This is a genomic window from Candidatus Thorarchaeota archaeon (genome assembly GCA_021498125.1).
In the GTDB taxonomy this organism is placed as follows: Archaea; Asgardarchaeota; Thorarchaeia; order Thorarchaeales; family Thorarchaeaceae; genus B65-G9.
The window spans coordinates 1,472,950-1,495,017 of the sequence record JAIZWL010000001.1; the positions used below are offsets into that span (position 1 = coordinate 1,472,950).

24 protein-coding genes are annotated in these 22,068 nt (G+C 46.3%); 10 read left to right on the forward strand and 14 right to left on the reverse strand.

The features are described from left to right. Positions 1-57 precede the first annotated feature (57 nt). Both K9W43_06955 and amrS read right to left on the reverse strand, forming a co-directional pair. A complete protein-coding gene (locus K9W43_06955; protein ID MCF2136971.1) occupies positions 58-1,002 on the reverse strand; it encodes a DUF2797 domain-containing protein in 945 nt (314 codons plus the stop codon). Then, positions 966-2,012 carry an AmmeMemoRadiSam system radical SAM enzyme gene (gene amrS / locus K9W43_06960; protein ID MCF2136972.1) on the reverse strand — a complete coding sequence of 349 codons (1,047 nt, stop codon included), beginning with the start codon at positions 2,010-2,012 and terminating at the stop codon, positions 966-968. Before amrS ends, K9W43_06955 begins: the two co-directional genes overlap by 37 nt. Before the next feature lie 93 nt (positions 2,013-2,105). On the opposite strand from amrS, the gene K9W43_06965 reads away from it, so the two are divergent. After that, positions 2,106-2,573, forward strand: coding sequence for a hypothetical protein (locus K9W43_06965; protein ID MCF2136973.1), 468 nt, complete (start codon positions 2,106-2,108; stop codon positions 2,571-2,573). Here K9W43_06965 and K9W43_06970 read toward each other — a convergent pair. Further along, complete coding sequence (locus tag K9W43_06970) at positions 2,537-4,006, reverse strand: hypothetical protein (GenBank protein ID MCF2136974.1); 1,470 nt, start codon at positions 4,004-4,006, stop codon at positions 2,537-2,539. The genes K9W43_06965 and K9W43_06970 overlap by 37 nt on opposite strands. Positions 4,007-4,176: 170 nt before the next feature. On the opposite strand from K9W43_06970, the gene K9W43_06975 reads away from it, so the two are divergent. After that, positions 4,177-5,016 (forward strand): transglutaminase family protein, encoded by an 840-nt coding sequence (locus K9W43_06975; protein ID MCF2136975.1) that lies wholly within the window; start codon positions 4,177-4,179, stop codon positions 5,014-5,016. Positions 5,017-5,018: 2 nt separating this feature from the next. Here the strand turns inward: K9W43_06975 and K9W43_06980 are convergent, their stop codons facing one another. Next, positions 5,019-5,747, reverse strand: coding sequence for a PD-(D/E)XK nuclease family protein (locus K9W43_06980; protein ID MCF2136976.1), 729 nt, complete (start codon positions 5,745-5,747; stop codon positions 5,019-5,021). 71 nt (positions 5,748-5,818) lie between these two features. Between K9W43_06980 and K9W43_06985 the strand changes: the two genes are divergently transcribed. Further along, on the forward strand, positions 5,819-6,127 hold the full coding sequence (locus tag K9W43_06985; GenBank protein MCF2136977.1) for a hypothetical protein: 309 nt from the start codon (positions 5,819-5,821) through the stop codon (positions 6,125-6,127). A gap of 73 nt (positions 6,128-6,200) precedes the next feature. Here the strand turns inward: K9W43_06985 and K9W43_06990 are convergent, their stop codons facing one another. The 4 genes from K9W43_06990 to K9W43_07005 all read right to left on the reverse strand — a co-directional run bounded on the left by K9W43_06990 (position 6,201) and on the right by K9W43_07005 (position 9,510). Continuing rightward, a complete protein-coding gene (locus K9W43_06990) occupies positions 6,201-6,959 on the reverse strand; it encodes a hypothetical protein (protein ID MCF2136978.1) in 759 nt (252 codons plus the stop codon). Positions 6,960-7,279: 320 nt separating this feature from the next. Continuing rightward, on the reverse strand, positions 7,280-7,444 hold the full coding sequence (locus K9W43_06995; GenBank protein ID MCF2136979.1) for a hypothetical protein: 165 nt from the start codon (positions 7,442-7,444) through the stop codon (positions 7,280-7,282). Between the two features lie 1,113 nt (positions 7,445-8,557). Further along, positions 8,558-9,028 carry a hypothetical protein gene (locus K9W43_07000; GenBank protein MCF2136980.1) on the reverse strand — a complete coding sequence of 157 codons (471 nt, stop codon included), beginning with the start codon at positions 9,026-9,028 and terminating at the stop codon, positions 8,558-8,560. Further along, the gene (locus tag K9W43_07005) at positions 9,025-9,510 is read right to left on the reverse strand and encodes a hypothetical protein (protein ID MCF2136981.1); all 486 of its coding nucleotides are present in this window, start codon (positions 9,508-9,510) and stop codon (positions 9,025-9,027) included. The genes K9W43_07000 and K9W43_07005 overlap by 4 nt, the downstream gene beginning before the upstream one ends. Positions 9,511-9,731: 221 nt before the next feature. On the opposite strand from K9W43_07005, the gene K9W43_07010 reads away from it, so the two are divergent. Both K9W43_07010 and K9W43_07015 read left to right on the forward strand, forming a co-directional pair. Next, positions 9,732-11,156: an FAD-binding oxidoreductase gene (locus K9W43_07010; protein ID MCF2136982.1), complete on the forward strand. Its 1,425-nt coding sequence runs from the start codon at positions 9,732-9,734 to the stop codon at positions 11,154-11,156. Then, on the forward strand, positions 11,157-12,725 hold the full coding sequence (locus K9W43_07015; protein ID MCF2136983.1) for a (Fe-S)-binding protein: 1,569 nt from the start codon (positions 11,157-11,159) through the stop codon (positions 12,723-12,725). 141 nt (positions 12,726-12,866) lie between these two features. Here the strand turns inward: K9W43_07015 and K9W43_07020 are convergent, their stop codons facing one another. From K9W43_07020 to K9W43_07035, 4 genes are all read right to left on the reverse strand, one after another. Beyond that, positions 12,867-13,910, reverse strand: a complete 1,044-nt coding sequence (locus tag K9W43_07020; GenBank protein MCF2136984.1) for a hypothetical protein — start codon at positions 13,908-13,910, stop codon at positions 12,867-12,869. Between the two features lie 19 nt (positions 13,911-13,929). After that, positions 13,930-14,760: a glycosyltransferase family 2 protein gene (locus K9W43_07025; protein MCF2136985.1), complete on the reverse strand. Its 831-nt coding sequence runs from the start codon at positions 14,758-14,760 to the stop codon at positions 13,930-13,932. 91 nt (positions 14,761-14,851) lie between these two features. Beyond that, positions 14,852-15,694 (reverse strand): glycosyltransferase family 2 protein, encoded by an 843-nt coding sequence (locus K9W43_07030; protein ID MCF2136986.1) that lies wholly within the window; start codon positions 15,692-15,694, stop codon positions 14,852-14,854. 427 nt (positions 15,695-16,121) lie between these two features. After that, positions 16,122-16,964, reverse strand: coding sequence for a glycosyltransferase family 2 protein (locus tag K9W43_07035; GenBank protein MCF2136987.1), 843 nt, complete (start codon positions 16,962-16,964; stop codon positions 16,122-16,124). Between the two features lie 398 nt (positions 16,965-17,362). Between K9W43_07035 and K9W43_07040 the strand changes: the two genes are divergently transcribed. From K9W43_07040 to K9W43_07060, 5 genes are all read left to right on the forward strand, one after another. Then, entirely contained in the window at positions 17,363-17,656 is a 294-nt protein-coding gene (locus tag K9W43_07040) for a hypothetical protein (protein MCF2136988.1), read from the forward strand. Next, positions 17,629-17,856: a transposase gene (locus K9W43_07045; protein MCF2136989.1), complete on the forward strand. Its 228-nt coding sequence runs from the start codon at positions 17,629-17,631 to the stop codon at positions 17,854-17,856. The genes K9W43_07040 and K9W43_07045 overlap by 28 nt, the downstream gene beginning before the upstream one ends. Continuing rightward, complete coding sequence (locus K9W43_07050) at positions 17,744-18,148, forward strand: hypothetical protein (protein ID MCF2136990.1); 405 nt, start codon at positions 17,744-17,746, stop codon at positions 18,146-18,148. Before K9W43_07045 ends, K9W43_07050 begins: the two co-directional genes overlap by 113 nt. A gap of 161 nt (positions 18,149-18,309) precedes the next feature. Beyond that, the gene (locus tag K9W43_07055; protein ID MCF2136991.1) at positions 18,310-19,266 is read left to right on the forward strand and encodes a hypothetical protein; all 957 of its coding nucleotides are present in this window, start codon (positions 18,310-18,312) and stop codon (positions 19,264-19,266) included. 24 nt (positions 19,267-19,290) lie between these two features. Further along, the gene (locus K9W43_07060; protein MCF2136992.1) at positions 19,291-19,794 is read left to right on the forward strand and encodes a hypothetical protein; all 504 of its coding nucleotides are present in this window, start codon (positions 19,291-19,293) and stop codon (positions 19,792-19,794) included. 16 nt (positions 19,795-19,810) lie between these two features. On the opposite strand, the gene K9W43_07065 is transcribed toward K9W43_07060, so the two are convergent. Together K9W43_07065 and K9W43_07070 are read right to left on the reverse strand one after the other, a co-directional pair. Further along, positions 19,811-21,211, reverse strand: a complete 1,401-nt coding sequence (locus K9W43_07065) for a hypothetical protein (protein ID MCF2136993.1) — start codon at positions 21,209-21,211, stop codon at positions 19,811-19,813. Between the two features lie 216 nt (positions 21,212-21,427). Then, entirely contained in the window at positions 21,428-22,060 is a 633-nt protein-coding gene (locus tag K9W43_07070; GenBank protein ID MCF2136994.1) for a methyltransferase domain-containing protein, read from the reverse strand. Between the last annotated feature and the right edge of the window lie 8 nt (positions 22,061-22,068).

Sequence of the window (22,068 nt, forward strand, 5' to 3'; positions counted from 1 at the left end):
ATGATTGTCAAACATGAATATGAAGCTACTGGCTGTATGTGATAGGACTTTTGTGGCTCACTCAAAAAAGTCAAGGAGTCCAGCCTGCGTTGTCACGTGTGCAGAATTGTCAGGGACCAGTGTATATCCTATTATCCCTTTGAGGTCAATGTACTGAAAGGCTGTACCATTACGAGTGATCAAAAAACTTCCTTTCATGCCGACAATCTCTCCCACGATTGAGAGATGTTCAATCGAGTTCGATTGTGTTCGCCATGGGAGTGGTCTGGAATCCAGCTCGTCTATTGCGTAATATCGGCTCAGGTCTTCCAACTCTATGTTGTGAGTGTCAGCAAGATCAGATGGTACCTCTGAGAGTGCGGCCTTGACCAACCGTGCAGCCTCTGCTGCCTCAATCCTTTTGGATAATGCATCTGCTTTCTTTCTGCGTGATACTACCATTGCGACGTTCTGCAAGGCCCCTATCTTGCTCTCTATCTGACGGGCTATTTTCCCGTCCCTGACCTGCCTTATGATCCCTGCAAAGTCTGCGCCTTGTTCGACCCAGCGAGTTCTATATCTCTCCTTAGTGGACACTCCCACCTTGACTCTTCCTCCCGCAAAGACCACGATGTACACAACATATTCTGTATTCTTGCACTGCTCTCTTCGTTGCGGAGTCGCATTGCATACAGAGCCGTTGCAGCGGATGCACTCGGCCAGATAGTCCATCCCCGAACACGGTCCACACTGAGTCCCTCGTCCTTGGATAATTGTTCTCTCCGGACATTGATGAGACCGTCCATCACTTCCTCTGAAGCCAACGCATCTCTTTGGACCTGTGACGGACCACTTGATCTGTTCGCCTCTCTTCAGTTCATAGAACTCCGGCTGGTCACTGTCTGAGGTCCAACCAGTGAGACCGTGCACAAAACCCTGTGCTGTCTCTCTCCACGTAGGTGAGATGATGTGAAGAGGCGAGTCGATTAGAACCAGAATGTCTTTCCTCCCTGTCCCATCCATTTTGCCCCATGAATGTTCAGATCGCTTCCGCACTTTGGGCAGGTGCCATCCTTGGCGAGATTGTTCTTTTTCATGAATACGGAATATCGTTCCACTGCCTTAAAACCGCAATTGGGACAGTAGGTGTTTTCAGTATCCATGCCTGGTACGTTTCCTGAGTAGATGAACACAAGTCCCGCCTCCTTTGCGATCTTGATATGTTTCTCCAATGTACTGGCCGGAGTCCGTGGCAGATGGGTCATCTTGTACATTGGTGAGAATGCCGTGAAATGCATTGGTGTCAATGGTCCGAGGTTCTCGACCACCCATTCGACAAGTCTTCGCGTGTCGTCCTCATGGTCGCCGATCTGCGGAATTATCAGGTTCGTCAACTCAATAAAGATGCCTTTCTCTTTCATGCGGAGTAACGATTCGAAGATTGGTTCGACTTTTGGTACCGCCATGTATTTTTTATAAAACTCGGGGTTTGCACTCCCCTTGAAGTCCACGGTTGCCGCATCAAGGTACGGGGCAATATAGTCGACAGCCTCCGTTGTCATGTATCCATTGGTGACGAATGTGTTGAACATACCTCTCTCATGGGCAATCTTTGCTGTATCGTGAGCAATCTCCATGAAGATGGTCGGCTCGGTGTACGTGTAACTGATTCCATCACACTCGTACTGCTGGGCCAGATCCACGATCTCTGTCGGTGTCAATTGTTGCCCGACTGGTGTCTTCCTCTGGGATGAATGATAGTTCAGACAGAACTGGCATCTGAAGTTGCATGATGATGTGCTGATCGAGAAGGTTGTGGAGCCTGGTGCAAAATGAAACAGCGGTTTTTTCTCGATTGGGTCTGCAGCCATGCCATCGATGAGACCATAGACCTCTGTGTAGAGGACTCCATCCTTGACCTTACGCACCCTACAGAATCCGGACTGCCCCTCACGAATGATGCATCTTCGAGCACAGAGATTACATTGGACTCCATTGTCCAATTTTTCGTAGAGTACTGCCTCTTTTATCATCAGTCTGATACTTCCCGATCTTCTTATTCAGTCTTGGTATTAGTCACGTAGCGTATTGTTATAAGTGAATGATACAATAAATGATTGATTCTCATGGCAGACAGTCAAAAGATCAAGAGAATCGCAAATCTGTTGGACACTGTCAAGGGCCAGTGTGAGCCATTTCTAAAAGAGTGTTCCGAGGCCCGACTACTGGCTATGATGGACCCACAACAGGCCATCGAGAAATACATCTCTCTTGCAAGCCAGACCTTGACAAATACGACGATCTCTACCACTCCCTCATGTCGTCCCATTCTCCAAAAGGCGATCTCAGCCGTCACGACCGGTTCATTGGACACATCCTTTGTCGAGACTCTGGAGCAACTGCGTCAGGTATACCTCATTGATGTATTGCGGCCTGCAGTTCATGACTATCTAAAGGACGGTAAGGCATCATTGGCTCAGATGAAGCAGCTCTACGATAGTGCGTTAAAGATCGACAGCCTGTTCCATGTTGCCGTCTTTCTCACCCGCATGTCATCCTACTTTGGTGATTCCGTTCCTTCAGGTTCACTATGATGTCCGTTTTCTATGATCAATGTGTCACCATCGATCTTTGCAATGCCTAGCCTCTCAAAGTCCTCGGCCCATTTGGTCACCTGTGCCGGAGAGATCCCTAACGACCGTCCTATCTCACGAATGGTCATCTGGCCTGTTTCCTCCAGCATGAGGAATGCCTTCGTCTTTTCTGTGGACTCCATGAGACCCATATAACTCTCTATTCGCCGTTTTGTTGCATCGAGTTCGGCTTTCATCTTGGCATGTTCTTTTTGGAACCGTTCATTGGCCGCAGTTAACCGCTCGTACTCGCTCTTGATTCGTTCAAGTTCTCTCACACGTTCTCCCGACTGGTATTCGCGGAGCTGTGTCTTCATCTCGTCAATCTCGCCAAGTCGATCTTTATACCGTTGCATCTCTTGCTTGAGCTGTTCGATCTTTGTGGAATAGTCCTGACATTCCAAGTCTTTCTTGGCAAGCTGGGCCAATGCCTCTTTGGTCTTTGCCTTGGCCTCTTCAAGTTCTTTGAGTGTCGCGTCAAGGTTTTCCTTGAGCATATCCCTTGATACCTCAATATTCTTGATCTGCTGACGTAGCTCTGCGACCATTGCACTGTCTGGTCCCGGTCCAGCCTTCAGTGATGCAATAGTGGACTCCATTGCCTCAACAAGTGTCTGCGAAGTGGAAAGCTCTGCTTTGAGCCCCTCGATCTCGTCCTCTCGATTTTCAAGAACTTGTTGTGTCAAGCGAAGATCACGGGTCAACTCCTCAATTCGGCGCTCCATGGCTCTCATCTTTTCTTGTACATCCGGAGGTAGCTCGAACCGTGGCTTCATGCTCAATTCTTGTGTCAAAAATTCCAGTTCTGTAGAACTCTTCTGTATATAATCATCAAGACTGGCTTTGATTGCAGCCAGTTCTTCCATTGCCAACCGAATCGAATCCTTGAGTTGGCTTCCTATCTCCCGTACTCGTTCGAGGATGGGTGTGGCCATTCCTGAAGTGAGGGTTTCCTCTATCGGTGTGAACTCCTCTTCGATGATCGGTGCTACTACTGTCTTCACATAACTCTCCTGTAAGTTCGTCTTAGCCTTTCTCTTACTACGACCAACAATCGTAGTGCGTAATGACACAAGATTGCCCTTTAGATTGACGAGAAACGTAAGTACGACGGGCACCAGATTACGTTCGATCGCATCCGTGGCCTCATCAACTGCTGAGATCGCTCTCTCGATCTGGATGAGGCTGTCCCGTACTCGCTCTATACTCTTTTCCATCTCTAACCGGCGACGCACTTGCTCAGCAGGTTCCACCTTCATGATATCCTCAGTGGCACGCCCTGACTCAACCAGCTTTTTTCGCATCTCCTCGTCTACGCCAAGCTCTTCAAGGAGCTCGTCAACTACACTCTTCTCGTCACCAGTTGGGCTACTGTCCTTCTCTTCTCCTGCCATTTGGAGACCTCCGCTATGTACCGAAGAGGCACAAACTACCCATTGCTTGCGGCCTCATAAATCTATGCGGATTGCTTTTTTTCCACGGTTTGCTAATTTAGTATATCATCCAAAACAATAAAACCGTTTGAAAAATCTTCGACTTCACCGACTCATAAATGGTGAGCCCCTTGAGACTTAAGATTGAAATGCAGGCCAACATCCATAATCGAGGTTCTTCTCGGATCAAAGACGGGAAGATGGTCTGGTTTCTTCTTACCGATATGGCGAACCAATTTGTGAGTTCGATCGATGTCTTTCCCCCCGCGCGTGTTGTAGAAAAGGCGGAACGCAATATGGTGGCTGTCATCAAGGTTCCCGATCTCAGTCCTGGTGAGAGCTTCTCTCCCACCGTCATTCTCAGAATTGACACGACGACTCGTGACTGGTTGATGGAGACCGTTGACACTCCCGAACCCATCAAACGTAGTATAATTGGCACATATTGTAAGATGCAGAAATACTGGGAGACCGAAGACTCGATGATCCAGCGCTTGTCTGAGAAGGTTGCCGAACGAAGCCACAGTGATGAGTCCTATGCCCGTGAAGCCATGAAAGTTGTCCGTGAGAGCGTGAAGCTCAAGACCTACCTTGAGGAGCGACGGGGCGCAGCTCGTGCGGTGCGGGAACGCGAGGGTGACTGTGACGAGCACGCGGACCTCTTTATTGCTCTGACCCGAGCCGTACAGATCCCTTCGCGCCGAGTTGTGGGACACTATTTTCAGGGCGGTCCTACTCCCGAGCCTCATGCGTGGTGTGAAGTGTTTCTAGATGGAAAAGGATGGGTCCCTGTCGATCCGGCTCTGGGTCGGTTTGGTGTATTGACAGAGAGCTACTTTTCTCGGATACGGCAGGGTCTCGTGTCGGAACGGCCGACTATCCAGTTCAAATACAGTAGAGCAGCTCAGGTTCCCGTTGACATCGAGGAAGATGTCACATGGACGATCCTCCAGAACGGCAATTCCCATTGAACTCACTCATCAAGCAGATTTGCCGCTCGCAGGTTGACGAACATCTCTGCGCCAAAATGCCAGCACGAGTGTGTGTCAAAGATACTGCATTGGATCTTCGGAAGTAATGGCGCCTCGATCGCGCTCCTCAGCGTCGCTGCCAGATGATGTGCCATCATCTCCCCGTATGCGGCAATCTGCGGTACTGCATTCAAAAATCGTGATTTTGTGCGTTCCATTGGTCCCGGTTTATAGTCTGCGATCTCGATCGTTCCGTTGACGAACCTCACGAGATCAATGTGCCCCGAGAGTCCCTCCTGTTCTGACCAGACCGGAACTTCAATTGCGAGGGTCTGAGGATCATGGTTGAGAAACTCTGTCAGGATCGAGTGGTCGGATGAGTATGACTTGTCGCCGCGTAATCTGTGATACTCTCGTATCTTCTTGACAAGATCGTCGTTCACATTCTCACTTATGAGACCCTTGCGTAAGAATCTATTTCGCAGCCCGATCTTCGTTGCATTTGACATCTTTTTGAGTCGAAGTGATGATGCCCGTCGATAGAACGGTGAAGTAAAGGGTTCTGAAGGAATCTTTCCCTCAACGATCGTGTTGAGGTGTGCCCATAGTGCTGCAAGGTCTCCCGTGGTCTTGCCGAGCCGTTCGTGATTTGTGACATTCCACTGGAATTTATAGGCGATCTTCCCGTGCTGAAGTTCTCTTCGCACGATATGTTTTTCGTCGGTACTCATCAATCCTCGTATTTTACTTCCACACCAATCTTTTTAATTCGACGCCCCCATCCCCAGGTCAGGTGCAGGAAATGACTTACGGATTTGTCGTGTTCTATCGGTTCAAACTTATGGATAAAGAGGAGGCCCAACGGTCCAAAAAGTTCTGGGAGACCTTTAGAGCCGAGTCGTGGCCGAAGGAACTAACCATTATCGGTGACTATCGCCATGCATGGGGCACCGAATGGAATGGTTTTCTTATCATCGAGTCCGAGAATCCACAACTCTTTTTCGAATTCTGGCCCGAGTTTAGAGAGAAGACCCGTTGGTATGTAGATAATACACGTACCGTTATTGGCTACAAGGGCGATCCCAAAAAGTGGCTAGCATCTGATGATTGAGCTCATCATTGAGGACATGAAAAAAAAGAGATGGCCGAGGGGGTCGCAGTGACCCCGCTCGGGCGTGAGGCTTTTACTCTAGTGCAGCGTCTTCCATCAACTCGACGATCCATGTGAGATCCTTCTCCAGGATACCATCGCCGCTCTTGTAGACCATCAGTGATCCCGCCTCTGCGTTTATGATGGTCGTCAAGAACGCCTTGCTAGGATATGAGAATGTTCCACGAAATCTGGTGATCTCGCCCTTGTACTTCCGCTTGTAGAGCCCGATCTCCGCCTCTGTCTGGATGCCATGGCCTCTGAATTCCATCTGGCTCAGGTTGCCCTTTTCGATCCCAGAGAGGAGTACAGCATCTACGCTCTTTGCGTGAGAGTACAACTTCTCAGTACCGCCGTTAAGGTTTAGTGGAGTGATGTTGGCGCCCGTCAGTTCCTCGTACATCCGGCAGAACTTGCGCGCGATGCGTTCGGAACCACGAACCTCAATTGTGCCCTTGTCGAGCTTGATGAACACGTGGCCTCTGTCAACACTCACATAGTGAACTGGTGTGAGATTGCCATCAGCATCGTAGGTCAAGACTCGAACCCTGAATCCTGCAACAAAGGTCGCATTGATTCTCTTGCCAGTCGCTTTGACATCAACGAATCCGGCAGCTATGTCGTTCTTCTTTTTCGGTTTGTATGGAACAGCCCGTAAAGCAGCAGCGACCTGCGTGGCGGATTTGGTCACTCCCTCCTGGCGGTAGAGCTTCACTGAGATTCCTAGACCTGAAACCCTCACAAGTTTAGATCGTTTGGAAGATTTCTTGGTAGTGGTTGCCTTCTTGCTCAAGATACTTCAACTCGCAGTTAGTTTTCCTGTTGGGATAACTTACCTTACCTTCCACTGGAACTTTTATGCTTATAAACAGCGCATCAAATTGAGAGATTATGCTGATACTACCCCACGTAATATCCAGACATACATGGAAATATTAGAAGGGTCTTCGGGCCGGAATTTTGGCGCTTTTTTCGAGATTTAATTTGGCGCCAAATATGTCTGGGCACATAGGGCACATACTTGTGTACTTGAAAAATCACAAGTTCAATCAATTATGGATTGATATTAGTTTTAATTCCATTGGCGATTATACTAACGTAAAATCACAGTATTCAGGTAATAGTTTCAACGGTCGTACTCTGACGCTCCCATTCTCGTGACCAGTCACGTTCGGCATCTATCAAGTATTTAATATCCCGATATCGAGTTCGTCCTATAATGGTAAAACTCAGAAATAGATTCACAAGCATCAACATCATATATGCCGGAAATATCATGAACAGACCCACTTGTCCTGCACTGCTCGTTTTGATGGCAACAAAAGACCATAACAACTGAAAGATTATAGCTGACAGGTACCCTGTTGCCAAAAACATACGTCGCCCACTCTTCATATACTGAAGATAACGTGTTCGATCGTGTTCGGTAATACTACCGACTCGTGGTTCAAGAACATGGTACAGAAATTCTTCATTCGACTTGCTGCATGGTAAAGATCCATACGCATACCGTTGATTGTAAGTTGGACTTTCTTGGACAGTAGGTCCATAGTCCGCCCACCAACGGCAGTGGGCTACTACAACCTCACCATCATGGTGAAGGTCATATGTGACCTGTGACCGGGAGTATTTAAACTCCTACAAACAATGTCCAAATATGTCCAAGTTTGGCGTAGCTGTTTGCGACCCTATAATTATAAGAAATACCGGAAAAGACAAACCAGTAGTATGAAACCACTGGATGAAATCAAATGAAAAAAGGAACAGTTGAACTGGCATTGCCACCAGCCCAACCCCCATGTGAATACGCTTGATGCGTTTTTCTTTTGGCCCCGAAAACAAATATCGTGGAATCGTTCTGGTTGTTTTGCTCTTCATCTAAGCAAGCATCCCCATTTCTTTAGTCTATCCATTCTTCATAGAGTTTGGCAATAAAACCCCGCCAGGTTAGCAAGTATCCGAAGATACTTGACAGATGAAAACACGAACGTCACTAAATATGATGGGGGTAGAACACTAATAATCAAATCGCTCATTCATGGCATATGCCTAAATATCAAGTCAAGAGCCTCTCACAAAACAAGCTCAGTGCTATTAGTGGTCAGACGCAAGTTCACGCATCCCTCTTTTTCCAACATATAATCAAAGGAATCAACTGATCAGTGTAAAAAGCCGAATAATTTAGTAATTTATACGATTCGCCATGATTGGGAGAATGATCAATAGCCACAGAGAAAGTAGACATTCGTGGGCATCGTGGATATGAGCTTACATACTCCCATTCCACCTCACGAATGACCTTCAACATCACATGGAGGTTGTTGTTGTTGTCCACTGCCGCTGGTGAGCGGACTCTGGTCAAACTGTCCAAGAACGTCCACCTTACTACAGTCAACGGTCAATTACGTATGTATTACTGATGAGGTCTTTGATCATCTCATGGATTCGAGGGGGATCACTGACAAAGGGTGTGAATGAATGAGTGCGTGCCTCTTCAATGCATGTCGCAATAGATGAGACCTCTTTGCACCAGATCAGGTGACCACGCCGAGCCATCTCTCCAATGAGCTGTGCCTGATGGCCTTCCATTAGCGACTTGTTCTCGACGACAACCAATCTGAGACCTCGCTTGACGCACTCCATTGTAGTGCCCGCCCCGCCAGTGCTCACGATGATGTCTGCTTTCTTGTAGGCAGCCTCGAGGGAACGGATAAACCGAAAATACCGAATGTGCTTTGGAATGTAGGAGCCGCGTCCGATTTGAGCAATGACAGGTTCGGTGATGGTGCCGTCTCCGACAAGGCGATCCATCTCAATGATGAGCGGATCAAAATGAGCAGTACCGACAGTGACGAATATCATAGGAGCTGCCCTCCATAGATCGCTCCCGGTGTCTTGGCTGCAAGTTGGGGCCACTGGACCACGAACAGATTAGTCTTGCCTAAGAGGATTCTTCCCGTCATGGACATCTCTGTCACTCTGGACATACTCTCAACAAACACGGTCTTGATACCAAGCACACGGGCCGTATAGAATATTGGAACGGTCAGACCTGTACCGCAGCTGATGACCACGGCGGGGCGAAAGAGAATGAAGTAAATGAACGAGAGCATGAGTGTCACGAGGGTTCTGATGACCGCCATGATCTTGGAGTCCTGTGGAAGGAGGCGCGGGGGGAGCACTGGAAGCGTCCTTCCGGGGATGCGGACCTTTCGAGGTGTTAGTCGATCAAGTGCACCAATGAGGTACAGATACTCGAACTGCGGGCCCAACAAGTCGACTAGGGCAAAGGTCTGTGCGGTATGGCCACCTCGTCCAAGAACAACTGCGATTCGTCTGCTCAATGCCATTCCTCACTCTGACTCTCATACTGCTATAGATAAAGTAAGTGCTTTTTCATATTTTATTGAAGCGTTAGGTATCACAGGATTGAACTCTGTTCTTCAAGTTGCAATTTTTTACTATCTTGCACTTCGTCATTACAAGTAGTGGACTTCAACGCATGACGACTTGCATCCGTTTACTACTTATAGTGCGTAGTGAAGGTGACGGTTGAGGTCCAAAAATGAAAGTGATCAAGCCAGCGAACGTTCACCCGCTCTATTCTGACATTGCAGGAATCGTCGGTGACGACCGTGTCAGTGATAATCAACTGATCATCTCAGCGTACAGTAAAGATGCTTCTCATCTGACAGCAGAGCGCCCCGGCATAGTTGTCTTACCCACGACTGTGGAAGAGGTGCAGGCGGTAGTCCGGCTCTGTGCCTCCACAAAGACCCCACTCATTACTGCTGGTGGCCGTAATGGTATCTGTGGTGCATGTCTTCCACGTGTGAAGGAAGCAGTCATGCTTGACATGACCAAGATGGACAAGATCGTTTATCTGAACGAAGATGTCATGACCGTGACCGTGGAGGCGGGTATGAGATGGGCCGAGTTGATCCACCGACTTGACGAGCACGGATACAAGCTGGGCTTTCGAGGGCCTTACGGTGGCAATGCGGGTACTGTCGGAGGTTCTGCAAGTAGTAATAGTATTGGCTATGCGGCTTCAAAGTTTGGACCTACTGCCGAGAGTGTGGTCTCGGTAGAAGTAGTATTGGCCAATGGCGAGGTCTTGCGGACAGGCACTGGTTGGAATCGCACAGCCCAGCTCTTTGCCCGATATTCTGCTTACAATGATCTGACAGGCCTCTTCATGGGCGATTACGGAACACTTGGTGTAAAGACCAAATTGACTCTGAAAATCTATCCGAAGGCCGAGATTTTCACGTATGGCGATTTTGGATTTAAGACGCTCAAAGACTCTACTGCTGCATTTCTTGAGGTTCAAAAGTACGGGCTGACGGAGGAGCTTAATCTCCTTGCTGATCGGCAGTCCACTGACACATTCTTCCCCGGCTTCTTGGACAGTCATCCTGAGATCCACTCGCTCTTTGCAGCGATCGTTCAAGAGACCGATGAGGCACTGGCTCAACGCAAGATGGAACTCATCCGAGAGATCGCATTCAAACATGGGGGAAAGGATCTTGGGAACTTTGCCTCACAGATGCATTGGGGTGAGATGTTCAATCTTGTTCAGCCATTATTCAATAATGGGTTCTGGCTTAACACCTGTCATCTCCGGCCGATCCCAACAATTCCTATCATCATGGAAAAGTTGTGGGCGATCTTCAAGAAATACAACATGCCGAAAAATGGCGTCAAGTGGATTGCCAGCGTGCTTGGTTCAGACCGGACCTATGCGACAGGCTGGTTTACGATCTTCACGCCTGCGAAAGAGCGCATGGACGAGGTCCTCAAGATCTGGAATGAGATGCTTGACGCCATAATAGACACTGGTGCCTGTCCCTATTGGAGTGGATTGCTCTGGGAAGACCGTGTGATGAGACGGACCGATCCCGTATTCCTTCAAGTCCATCGCACGATAAAGAAGGCGCTGGATCCTGATAATATTCTCAATCCACATGTGTTTGAGGAGGTGCACTAAATGGAACTGACAAATCTCAGGCAATACCAAGATGAGCTCTGGCTGTGCGCTAGATGTGGCGACTGTTCGTTGGCTGACAAGACGGTTGCCTCACACAGAGATGTGTATCTCCCTTGTGCAGTGAAGAATGTGCTTGGGTTTGAGGTGTATGACGCACGTGGTCGTATCATGGTCATGAACGATCTTCTCGACGGGAATCTTGAGGTCACCGAGGATTTTGTAGACTGGCTCTATACATGTACCACCTGCAAGAGTTGCCAAGAGACCTGTACGGCCAATGCCGACGGGATCCGTCTTCCTGAGATGGTGGAGGCACTTCGGCGTGATGTGGTCGCTGCCGGGATCACTGTGCCCAAGCATGATGCGATTGAGGAGTCGATTGTCCAACATGGAAACCCCTACAAGGAGCCTGCAGAGAAACGCTTGGAACTCTTTGGGGAACGGGACTGGCCGGAGACCGCAGAGGTAGTGTATTTTGTTGGTTGTACTAGCGCGTACCGTGAGAAAGAGATCGCGCGCACGACCGTCGAGCTACTCGACAAGATCGGAGTTGATTTTACAGTCATGTCCGATGAGAAGTGCTGTGGATCCGTTCTCCTGCGTCTGGGTCATACCGAGCCCTTTGGTGAACTGACGGAACATAATATTGAGGCGATTAAAAAGACTGGTGCAAAGACCGTTGTGACAGCTTGTGCTGGATGTTTCAGGACATGGAAGATTGATGTTCCTAAAGAGGGGTACAAGTATCCCTTCGAGGTCATGCACATAACCGAGTACATTGACCAGATGGTCCAAGAGGGACGGGTGGGCTTTAAGGCCCCCACGGGTGTAAAGGTCACCTATCATGATCCCTGTCATCTTGGTCGGCATGCAGGAGTGTACGAGGCGCCACGTCGGGTTCTCCAGTCCGTTGAGGGGCTTGAACTCGTAGAGATGTTGACCAACCGGCGCTATGCCCATTGCTGTGGTTCTGGCGGTGGTGTGAAGAGCAGCTTTGGGGATCTTGCCGATGCCGTCGCGGCGAATCGTATTGCTGAGGCTGAGGATACTGGTGCAAAGATTCTTGTTACAGCCTGTCCTTTCTGTCACAGAGGGCTTGAAGATGGAGCCAAATATGCTGGAAGTGATATGAAGATTATTGACCTTCCAACTTTTGTGCTACAATATGTGAGCGAGCATGGAGAAACGAGTGAAGTGTCGAACCCACTAAAAGAGCAATTCATGGAGTACCTGAGAAGACATCCGAAGATCTTTGACGGTCTCAAGAAGGGCGCAGTCATCGATTACGATATTGACGGTGATCGGTTTCATATTCTTGTGACCGGAAAGAAACAGATCGATGTGATTCCGGTTCGCGCTGAGAACCCTGATGTGGAACTGATGTTCTCACCAGCTGCCGTTGAGCGGCTTGTGCAATTTGATAGTGAGGACGAGTATGCCGCACAATTCGGTCGTTTCTTCAAAGAACCCACTGATGATGAGTGGATCAAGTTCAATCTTCGGCTCAATATCGTCAAATTGGTGATGAAGGGATACAGGAAGTTTGCACAGAAGGCTGGTCTGCTATAGTAGTGTTCCATGTTTGGCATATCTGTGTTTGTGATATCTATAGCGTGGCTTTAACTCAAATGAGAATGCTCTCCAAATAGGGCAATGGTTTATTCAAGTCCAAGTTTAAACTAACCTTTACTTATTTGATATTTTTCCCGCTCAATTTTCGCGTGATAGAACGTCTTCCGATTCCCGTGTATTGAACTTGATTTTGAACCACGAATGTGTCCTGATTGTACTGATAATATGATTCCATGTCCATTCTGCTGCATAGCCTGCTGCTGGGGCCAACGCGAAATATAGAGGCCACACAAATCTCAGACTGAAATAAGCCATAAAGAGTCCAGCAAATAACAGCAACAAAAATGGGGAGAGATACAAGATCCACTCGAACTTTGGACGCATGGCTTGGTAATCCTTCCATAGTACAATCACGGCAACGATTATGGCTGGAAGCCAGAACATGAAGCCAAGCCAGAATGTCTTGATCACTACTTCCGGAATGACCACAAAATTGTACAAATTATTCCATTGCCAGTACCAATCTGGTTGAACGCCAATTAAGGACCAAATACCTCTTACTGCTAGATATGCCGCGGCCGATAGTGCCATTGCAATGCTTCCCTCTATGAAGCCTCGTCGATTTCTCTGGAGGATTGCTCGGAACAACCACGCCACAGCAGCCAATATTGCCACCTCTTTACAGAGGGTTCCGATTACTATGACCGGGATGATCAATGAGGCTCTTTCACCACGTTTTATCAGAAGGAGTGCGACCGCTAGGCTAAGCATTGCAGGAACATCTGTTAGTACACATATTCCATAGGCTGCTGATATCCAATTGACGGTGGTCAGTCCAGTTCCAACAAATGCCCCAAAGCTGTCCACATCAAATTCTCGGATTAGAAAGTATGTCACTGGAGCAATTAGTGAATTCAGTACAAGAGTTATTGTAGTCCATACAATGATTGAATCACCAGGGACTAATGATACGATTATTGGCATGAGTGGCCTGTAACAGAACGGTGGTACTGCGTTACTTGGCGACAGATTTCCTCTCAGTATATCAATTACTACGAGGTAATGATTACTATCGGGTCTGAGGATTGGAAATCCTATAATTATAGAACCCGCCAGCGAAATCAATAGTGTTGCTACAATTGTGATTATGATGTATATCCAGTCAATGCGTGTTATTTTCACAATCAGTCTCTCCATTTATTCATGTTTTCAGGCCGTATTTTATAAAATATGATAGTCCATAGAAATATCGGACATCTGGGTCATTGGAGCGCCATGGGTTTCCCATTTTTAGCCATTCGCTGAGGTATCCTTTGAGAAATTGCAACGGGCAGTCTCGCTTAACGACGCGTTTGATTGACCGTGCTACTACTAAAAGCGTGTTACACCTGACATAGGCCATTCGTTGCCCCATTAGATATGCGCCCCTTGGGCTATGAACTGCAGTGGGTCGAATTGTCTTTATGGTAAATGATTCATCCCCTACCATTATTCTATACCCATGTAGAATTGCCTTGATGTCCCATAGAGTATCAGGATCAAGATCCCAATACCTGTTTCTGGTCAATTTCACTACGCCCCACCGGACTAGTCTTCCAGTTCCTGAGGGCATTCTCCTCCGGCGATCTCCAAGCACCTGTCCGGAGAAACAGCCGATTTGCGGATCTTTCTGAAGGAGGTCTACTGCGCGTTCAATGTAGTCCTCTGGGAGTCTTGTGTCGGCATCGATCTTGATGAGGAAGTCGAACTGATTCTTGTCAAGCCAGTCCGAGTTGAGTTCTCGCACTCTTCTAAAAGCTCGACCTTGCAAGTTGGGGTTTGGAGTTTGTTTTTTATCGCCATATGTTATGGAATAGGATATGTGATGCTTTTTAAGGAGGTCTACAAACACTTGTGTTGAGTTGTCAGAGGAACCGTCATCGATCAGAATCCAGTATTTGGGAGTGAGGCTCTGGGCCATTATGTTCTCCACAAGACCTGGTATGTTCTTTTCCTCATTGAAATACTCAGTGAGGGCAAGTATTCTGACCATTTGTTCATCAACTATCCTTTGTTTTCACGTATTGTGTTGCATGGTTTCCGATTTTTATATCATTCCTATAGATTTCTTATGATATTTATAATTATGTGCGTATTCGTATTCCACGCTTTAAGTCCCAACGATATCTTAGGCTGTAGAAATATTTTATATCCGGATCATCAGAGCGCCATCGATTATGTGGTTTCAGCCATTCTTTGAGGTATCCTTTGAGAAATTGTAACGGATACGATCGATTGAGAAGTCGTCTAATTAATCTGGTTATCACGAGAATAGTGTTACATCTGACGTAGGCCATACGTTGTCCCATTAAGTATGCCCCTCTTCCACTAAGAAGACGTGTCGGTCGAGTAGTCTTCATGGTGAAGGACTCGTTTCCGACCAAGACCTTGAACCCATGAAGGTGTGCCTTAATGTTCCATAAGGCGTCAGGATCGAGATCCCAGTATTGCCCTCTAGTCAGCTTGATGACTTCCCAACGTACAAGTTTTCCGGTTCCACATGGCATTTTTCCGAGATATTCACCAAGCACCTGTCCGGAGAAACAGCCGATTCGCGGATCTTTCTGAAGGAGGTCTACTGCACGTTCAATGTAGCCCTCTGGGAGTCTTGTGTCGGCATCGAGTTTAATGAGGAAGTCGAACTGATTCTTGTCAAGCCAGTCCGAGTTGAGTTCTTGCACTCTTCTAAAAGCTCGACCTTTCAAGTTCGGGCTAGGGTTTTGCTTTTTCTCGCCATAGGTGATTGAATATGGCACGTCGTATTTTTCGAGGAGGTCTACGAACACTTGTGTTGAGTTGTCTGTAGAGCCATCATCGATCAGAATCCAGTACTCGGGAGTGAGGCTCTGGGCCATTATGTTTTCCACAAGACCTGGTATGTTTTCCTCCTCGTTGAAATATTCAGTGAGTGCCATGACTCTGACCATTTTTGTACCATCCATTAATAGTGACGATCTCTGTTGGGTTTTCTAATGGTTCGTAACTTAACTCTAACGCAGGAGTGAGTTTTAATTGTCGAATGCGTATTCTCTGATATTTATCCAAGTAGAGGGTTGTATTATGAATAACTGTCATTTTATTTTATAGTATTGGCCACACTTATTTTTAAAATACTTCTTCGGGTTGCGGTCTAATTTATCTATGTCCTGTTTTTTAATAATGTACTATTTATTTTTATATGGGGGTCGTGTGTAGGTCGTCTGAATCAAGAATTCAGTACTATCAAAATGTGACCGAAGACCGAATCCATGAGTTTTGAAATTCTATACTGGTTCGATTTACCTGTTTTCTGAAGACAAATATGGAATGCTACCTCTGTTTTTTTTCTCTATTTTCTTGAAGTACAATTAATTATTACAATTTCTCTCTTCGGCCGTGTCGTAAATCCCAACGATACTTCAGGCTGTAAAAGTATTTTATATCAGGATCGTTAGAACGCCATCGATTCCATGGTCTTAGCCATTCGCTAAGGTACCCCTTGAGAAATTGTAATGGGTATGCTCTATCGAAGATTTTTTTAATTAATGACTTGAATACAAGTAACGTGTTGGTTCTGATATATGCTGTTCGTTGTCCCATTAAGAAGGCGCCTCTACGACTAAGAAGTAATGTCGGTCGAGTAGTCTTCATGGTGAAGGACTCGTTTCCGACCAAGACCTTGAACCCATGAAGGTGTGCCTTGATGTTCCATAGGGTGTCAGGATCGAGATCCCAGTATTGCCCTCTAGTCAGCTTGATGACTTCCCAACGTACAAGTTTTCCGGTTCCACATGGCATTTTTCCGAGATATTCACCAAGCACCTGTCCGGAGAAACAGCCGATTCGCGGATCTTTCTGAAGGAGGTCTACTGCACGTTCAATGTAGCCCTCTGGGAGTCTTGTGTCGGCATCGAGTTTAATGAGGAAGTCGAACTGATTCTTGTCAAGCCAGTCCGAGTTGAGTTCTTGCACTCTTCTAAAAGCTCGACCTTTCAAGTTCGGGCTAGGGTTTTGCTTTTTCTCGCCATAGGTGATTGAATATGGCACGTCGTATTTTTCGAGGAGGTCTACGAACACTTGTGTTGAGTTGTCTGTAGAGCCATCATCGATCAGAATCCAGTACTCGGGAGTGAGGCTCTGGGCCATTATGTTTTCCACAAGACCTGGTATGTTTTCCTCCTCGTTGAAATATTCAGTGAGTGCCATGACTCTGACCATTTCTCCACCTCCTAGGGATATGTATTGGTGTCGTGTTCCAAATCGTATAGCGGATTCGTTTCTCATATGTATGATTGTATATTGTACCTTAGGTTGAATAACTAGTGTTTTCACCTAATTGATCACAATTTTAGTCACAATCTCATCGCCGTTCCGAGTCCGGACTTTAAAAATCTATGGCATAATTTGGCTCTGTGTGAAAAGTCAATGAGGTAATACAAGACTATGTGACCAGCTTGGCAGCCTCCTATGATTCATGCACTACTACTCATCATACGATGCCACCAAGGCTCGTCATTCTCAGTTCTTGCTTGATGCACGTATCAACCTTAGTACTATGCTCCCCAAACGGTCCTCCTCCTTCGGTCGCCTGCCGGACTGCCCCCTCCCCGCCCTCTTTGTCCTCTTGGGCCTCAAGTTTTATCGATTCCGGCCTCAGCTACAGGGCCTTTGTCGCCCACCTCTCGCTCATGCCTCAGGTCCTTGAGCGCCTCGGGCTGGCACGGCCCCCCTCCTATTCCATTCTGCAACAGGCACTCCGACGACTGGACACTCGCCTCCTCCATCGCATGTATCGTCTCCTTGGCAGAGCGCGACCGCCTCCACGGACCGTCGCCGTGGACTATATTCCACTGGCTTCTCCCACTCCACAGGAGGGGAGTGGTTGTCGCTGCGGTTCAAAAAGACGCTGAGACGGCGATTTACTGCACTCCACGCCGTCGTGGACACCGACACCCTCCTGGTCCTTGCAGCACGGGTCCGGTCCCGACCCGGGGGCGATGCCAGACACATGGTCGCCCTCCTTGATCAGGTCGTGGCCCCACAACTCGAACGGGTCTACGGGGACAAGGCCTACCTCTCCCGAAAGGGCGAACGTCCAGTACATCCATGACCGGGGTGCCTATCCCGCCATCGAACCCAAGAGGGGCCTGACGGGCCGGTCGCGTGGGTATCGTGGCTATAAGGAGCTGATCAGGGAGTACCGAAGAGACCCCGAGGGCTGGAAGGCCAGACACGCCTACGGGCAGCGGAGTCTGGTCGAGACCGTCTTTGGTATGATGAAGGTGAGGTTCGGAGGCGGCCTGACCTCACGAGGATTCCGCGAACAACGACGCGAGGTCCTGCTGAAGGTGCTCCTGCACAACATCGAGCGGCTCAACTTCCTGGAGTGTGATGGGAGGTGACTTTTCACACAGAGCCGGATATTACGGATACCTTAATTAACAGAATTCTTTTCTCTGTCTTTTGTCCGTGGAGATGTGCGACAGACGTGGCAAAGAAATGGTTCATGAAGCAGTATTGGCGAATTGGCACAATCAGATCTTTACTTAGTCTAATGTTAGGAATGTTTGTACTGGGGAGTAGGTATTATCTCTATATTCCAATACTTGCGGATATGGGTCTTATTGGGGCTTTGACTCTTGGATCTTTGCTGACGCTTCTCTTTATGGGCATAGGCTGGCTCTATGACGAAAAGGCAAAGATGTGGAGTCAACAAGTGCAAGCAACTACTGAAAGAAGCCCCTATCAGTACGTTTCTAATTACAAAGGGTATGCCTTTGATTATCCTGTATTTTATGGCTTTCTAATGGTTATGCGTGACGTCTTAAAAAAGATGAATTTGTCCACTGATGCAATTCAAGATTGTATCGTATATCTGAACTCGTACTTTAAGCGGGGCCTTTCGAAACATGATATCAATTCAGCTCTTCCAGCCGCAAAAGAATATATCACAGCGCATCCATTTACTGGTGATATCGAGCCCCATGAAAAACCAATCAGTTTGCGTGCTAGGATCAAACTTAGTTTTCAGATTAACCTTCTTAGGTTGACATGGATACAATCATCAACGGGTCTTGTGCAGGATGTCTTAGTATTTGGGGTATCCTATGTAATTCTGCTTGTACCCTCTGCAAATCTCACTGTAGATGATGCGCTTTCCTTCGAGTATCTCGTATTAGGACTACTCTTTATTTCTCTACCCCTCTTTCTGCTCTTGGTAACACTTGGATGGATTTATGATCGGCGCTTGCGTATTTGGTCTCCAGATATGATTGTTAAGTTCGAAAGAAATCCCTATCAGTATCTACCAGAGCCTTATCTCCATATCATGTTATTTCCAGTATATATTGCACTTTTCAATACCTTTCGGAAGGTATTTCTAAAAGAAGGATTGGATACATCCAGCATTGACAAAATACTAACGTATCTCCAACAATATGCGGCTCTAGATGTTGGGCATACGAAAGATATGCAAAAGGCAAGGGATCTTAGAAACTCGCTAGGGGTGCTTTTTGGCTGAAGCTTTTTGATTGAGGCGATTACATTGAAACTTAGAAAGTGGCTTATGAAACAGCAATGGCGGATTGTACAGATTCGAGGGATTTGGGGGTTGTTCTATGGGATTCTATTACTTGCTATCTCTTTCTTCAAGTATGTGCCTATATTCGCGAACATGGGTACATTAGGGCCATTTGCATTTTCAGCGGTGCTATTAATATTTTTTATGATTCTTGGCTATATCTATGATCGTGTTTTCATTATGTGGGCACCATCGCAAGAGGTTAGTATGGAACGAAATCCATACCAGTATGTCCCGAGTCCAAAGGATCACATCTTTTGGTTTCCACTCTATGCATCTCTTTTAGAGACCGCTGAGGCACTAGCAAAAAAGTATGATGTTGATACCAAGTATATACGGGATGCGCGAGCCTATTATGCAAAGCTGCAGAATCTTCGACCAGAGAGGAATAAGGATCTGGATTTTGCAGTCCAACTTCGAGATGAATTTATCAAGGAGCATCCGTTTAAAAATGACATGAAGAAGTAAACTTGGTCGTTGAATGTCACTTACTCACAGAGATTAGTCGGTCCAAAAATGCTATTATATTTCTTACTGCATTATGACGGAAGAAGTATTCTGTATCGAATAATTTACTCTCCTTGTGTTCGTGAAGATATTCTAGTAATTCTTCAGGGGCCGATACCCTCTTTGCATATCCTGATGTTTCTAATTTGCTAAGGAATCCCACACTTGGTGCATCGATTAAAAATGTTCTCAGACCAAATGCAAGGCCTTCAAAGAGTGCTGTGGATGAAACTCCAATTTGGATTATTGACTCTGCAAATAATTTGTATAATATTGTCCCACGGCCCTCGATAATTTCTATGTCGGAATCAAGCAGTTCCGGATAGCGTTCTCTCCAATTGTGCCATTCACCAGGATGGAGTTTGTATATTATATTATATTCCCCATTAATTATTTTGGAAAAATGTACTGCGAATTGTGGGATTGAATTTCCTATTCCCCACTGTGAGATAAATAATATTTGTTTCTTTTTTATTAAGTGGGCATACTTTTGCATTTGAATCTCCATATAGGGGTATCCTACACTAATTATCCGATCTTTTGGTAGTGGGAACTTGGCTGAATCACACCAATAATCCCCAAATAGGAGAAGGTAATTCGGAAATGTCCTTTTTGTGGCATGTTCTCCCTCGAATGAATATCCGAGATGCATGGGATAAATGACTCCATGTTGTAATTCCACAACTGGAATCGCGAGTTCGTTTGCGGCCTCTATTAAGTCCTCTTTGCCATAACCGACTATACAAACTATGGCTTTCGGTTTTATTCGTTTCAGCATTATATTATAGAGTGGGAGTATGGTCTTTCTTTTGAGAAGCACATTGTATATTAGATCTCTGAGATTCATTTTGACTCCGAATCGGTCATAGATTGTGACTTCAATTTGTCTAATCAATTTTCTTTCGGCAGGACTAAATCTCAGCTTGCATAGTCCAAGTCGCTTCTTGATTTCTGTAAGTAAAACGAGAAAATCCATGTATCGCATGTTTTTTGTCTTTGCAGGTGCCCGGTGCTGAAGCCTAAAATCCGGTTCAAGTAATACATAGGATCGACTAATCTTTGCAAGTATTGGATCAACGTATATGTCCCACCAGTAACCATCTTCAAACATCAGCCGTCTTGGACTGTTCACGAAGAGGATGTCTTTCTTTCTGCAGAGGAACGGATTTTTAAATATATTTACAAATGCACGAATATAGAACAGTATGAGATTCTTGTGCGAATGCTTTGTAGCAAATGAGGTAGTGGTTTCTCCCGCGATGTTATTATAAATATAGGTATAGACTCTGAATCGTATTCTCTCCCAAAAGAAAATCCCGGTTATCCTTTTCGAGAAAAGACTCATGTCTTTCTCAAACTTTAGAAATTCTTCAGACATCTTGTCTATATCCGTCATGGATTCATATCCCTTTCCAATTCTTGGTGCTGATGCTTGTTAGGTCTATTGTTGTTTTTTTCTTAAACCCTGTTCTGTCTTTTTATTTTCTAATCCTTTCGAGTCAAAGTAGTTGTTCAAGTTTTCGCCAAGAGCCCTAGAAAAAGATTGTCTATGTCCGACGCTAATATATTATATACGGGATGCGTGTGTATCAACTTACGGTGCTTGCTTTTCCAGAAGGAACATTATGTCAACATTCTCATTGTGGAGATATTTGACCATTCGTTTCTTGACCAGAATTAGATCGGGGAAGGTTTCTTGGAATACTCGAAGGAAATTATTTTTCCAGAGTCGATTCTTATGTCCCCGATATTCTATCTCCGTGCACTCATCGGCAAAATACTCGAAACACCAAATGTATTTTCGGGAAACACGATAGATCTCTTTTATTGCGTTTTGCAAATTCTCTGGGGGAATATGAATAAGGACTCCACTAGTGAATGCAAGATTAAAGAACCCCTCCTTGAATGGGATATCATAGATGGAACCTTCTACGATATTAAATTTTTTATTCTCACGCGCAATTTCGATTGCTTTTTTATTGATCTCGATGCCCCAGAGATTTGTAAAGCCTTGTTTTTCAAGGACCTGAAGTTGATTTCCACGGTTGCAACCTATTTCAAGAATTCTTGCGTCGTGGGGGATTCCCGTCAGAAATTCTTCATTCAATGAGGTTCGAGTTACTCCCCACTGACTTTTGTAAAACGCATCCCAGTCCCCAACGTTCCGGATGGTGTATTCGTCCCCAAAATTGCCCTCCCAAAATTTTTCCTGTTCAGTTTTTTTCATTGTAGCAA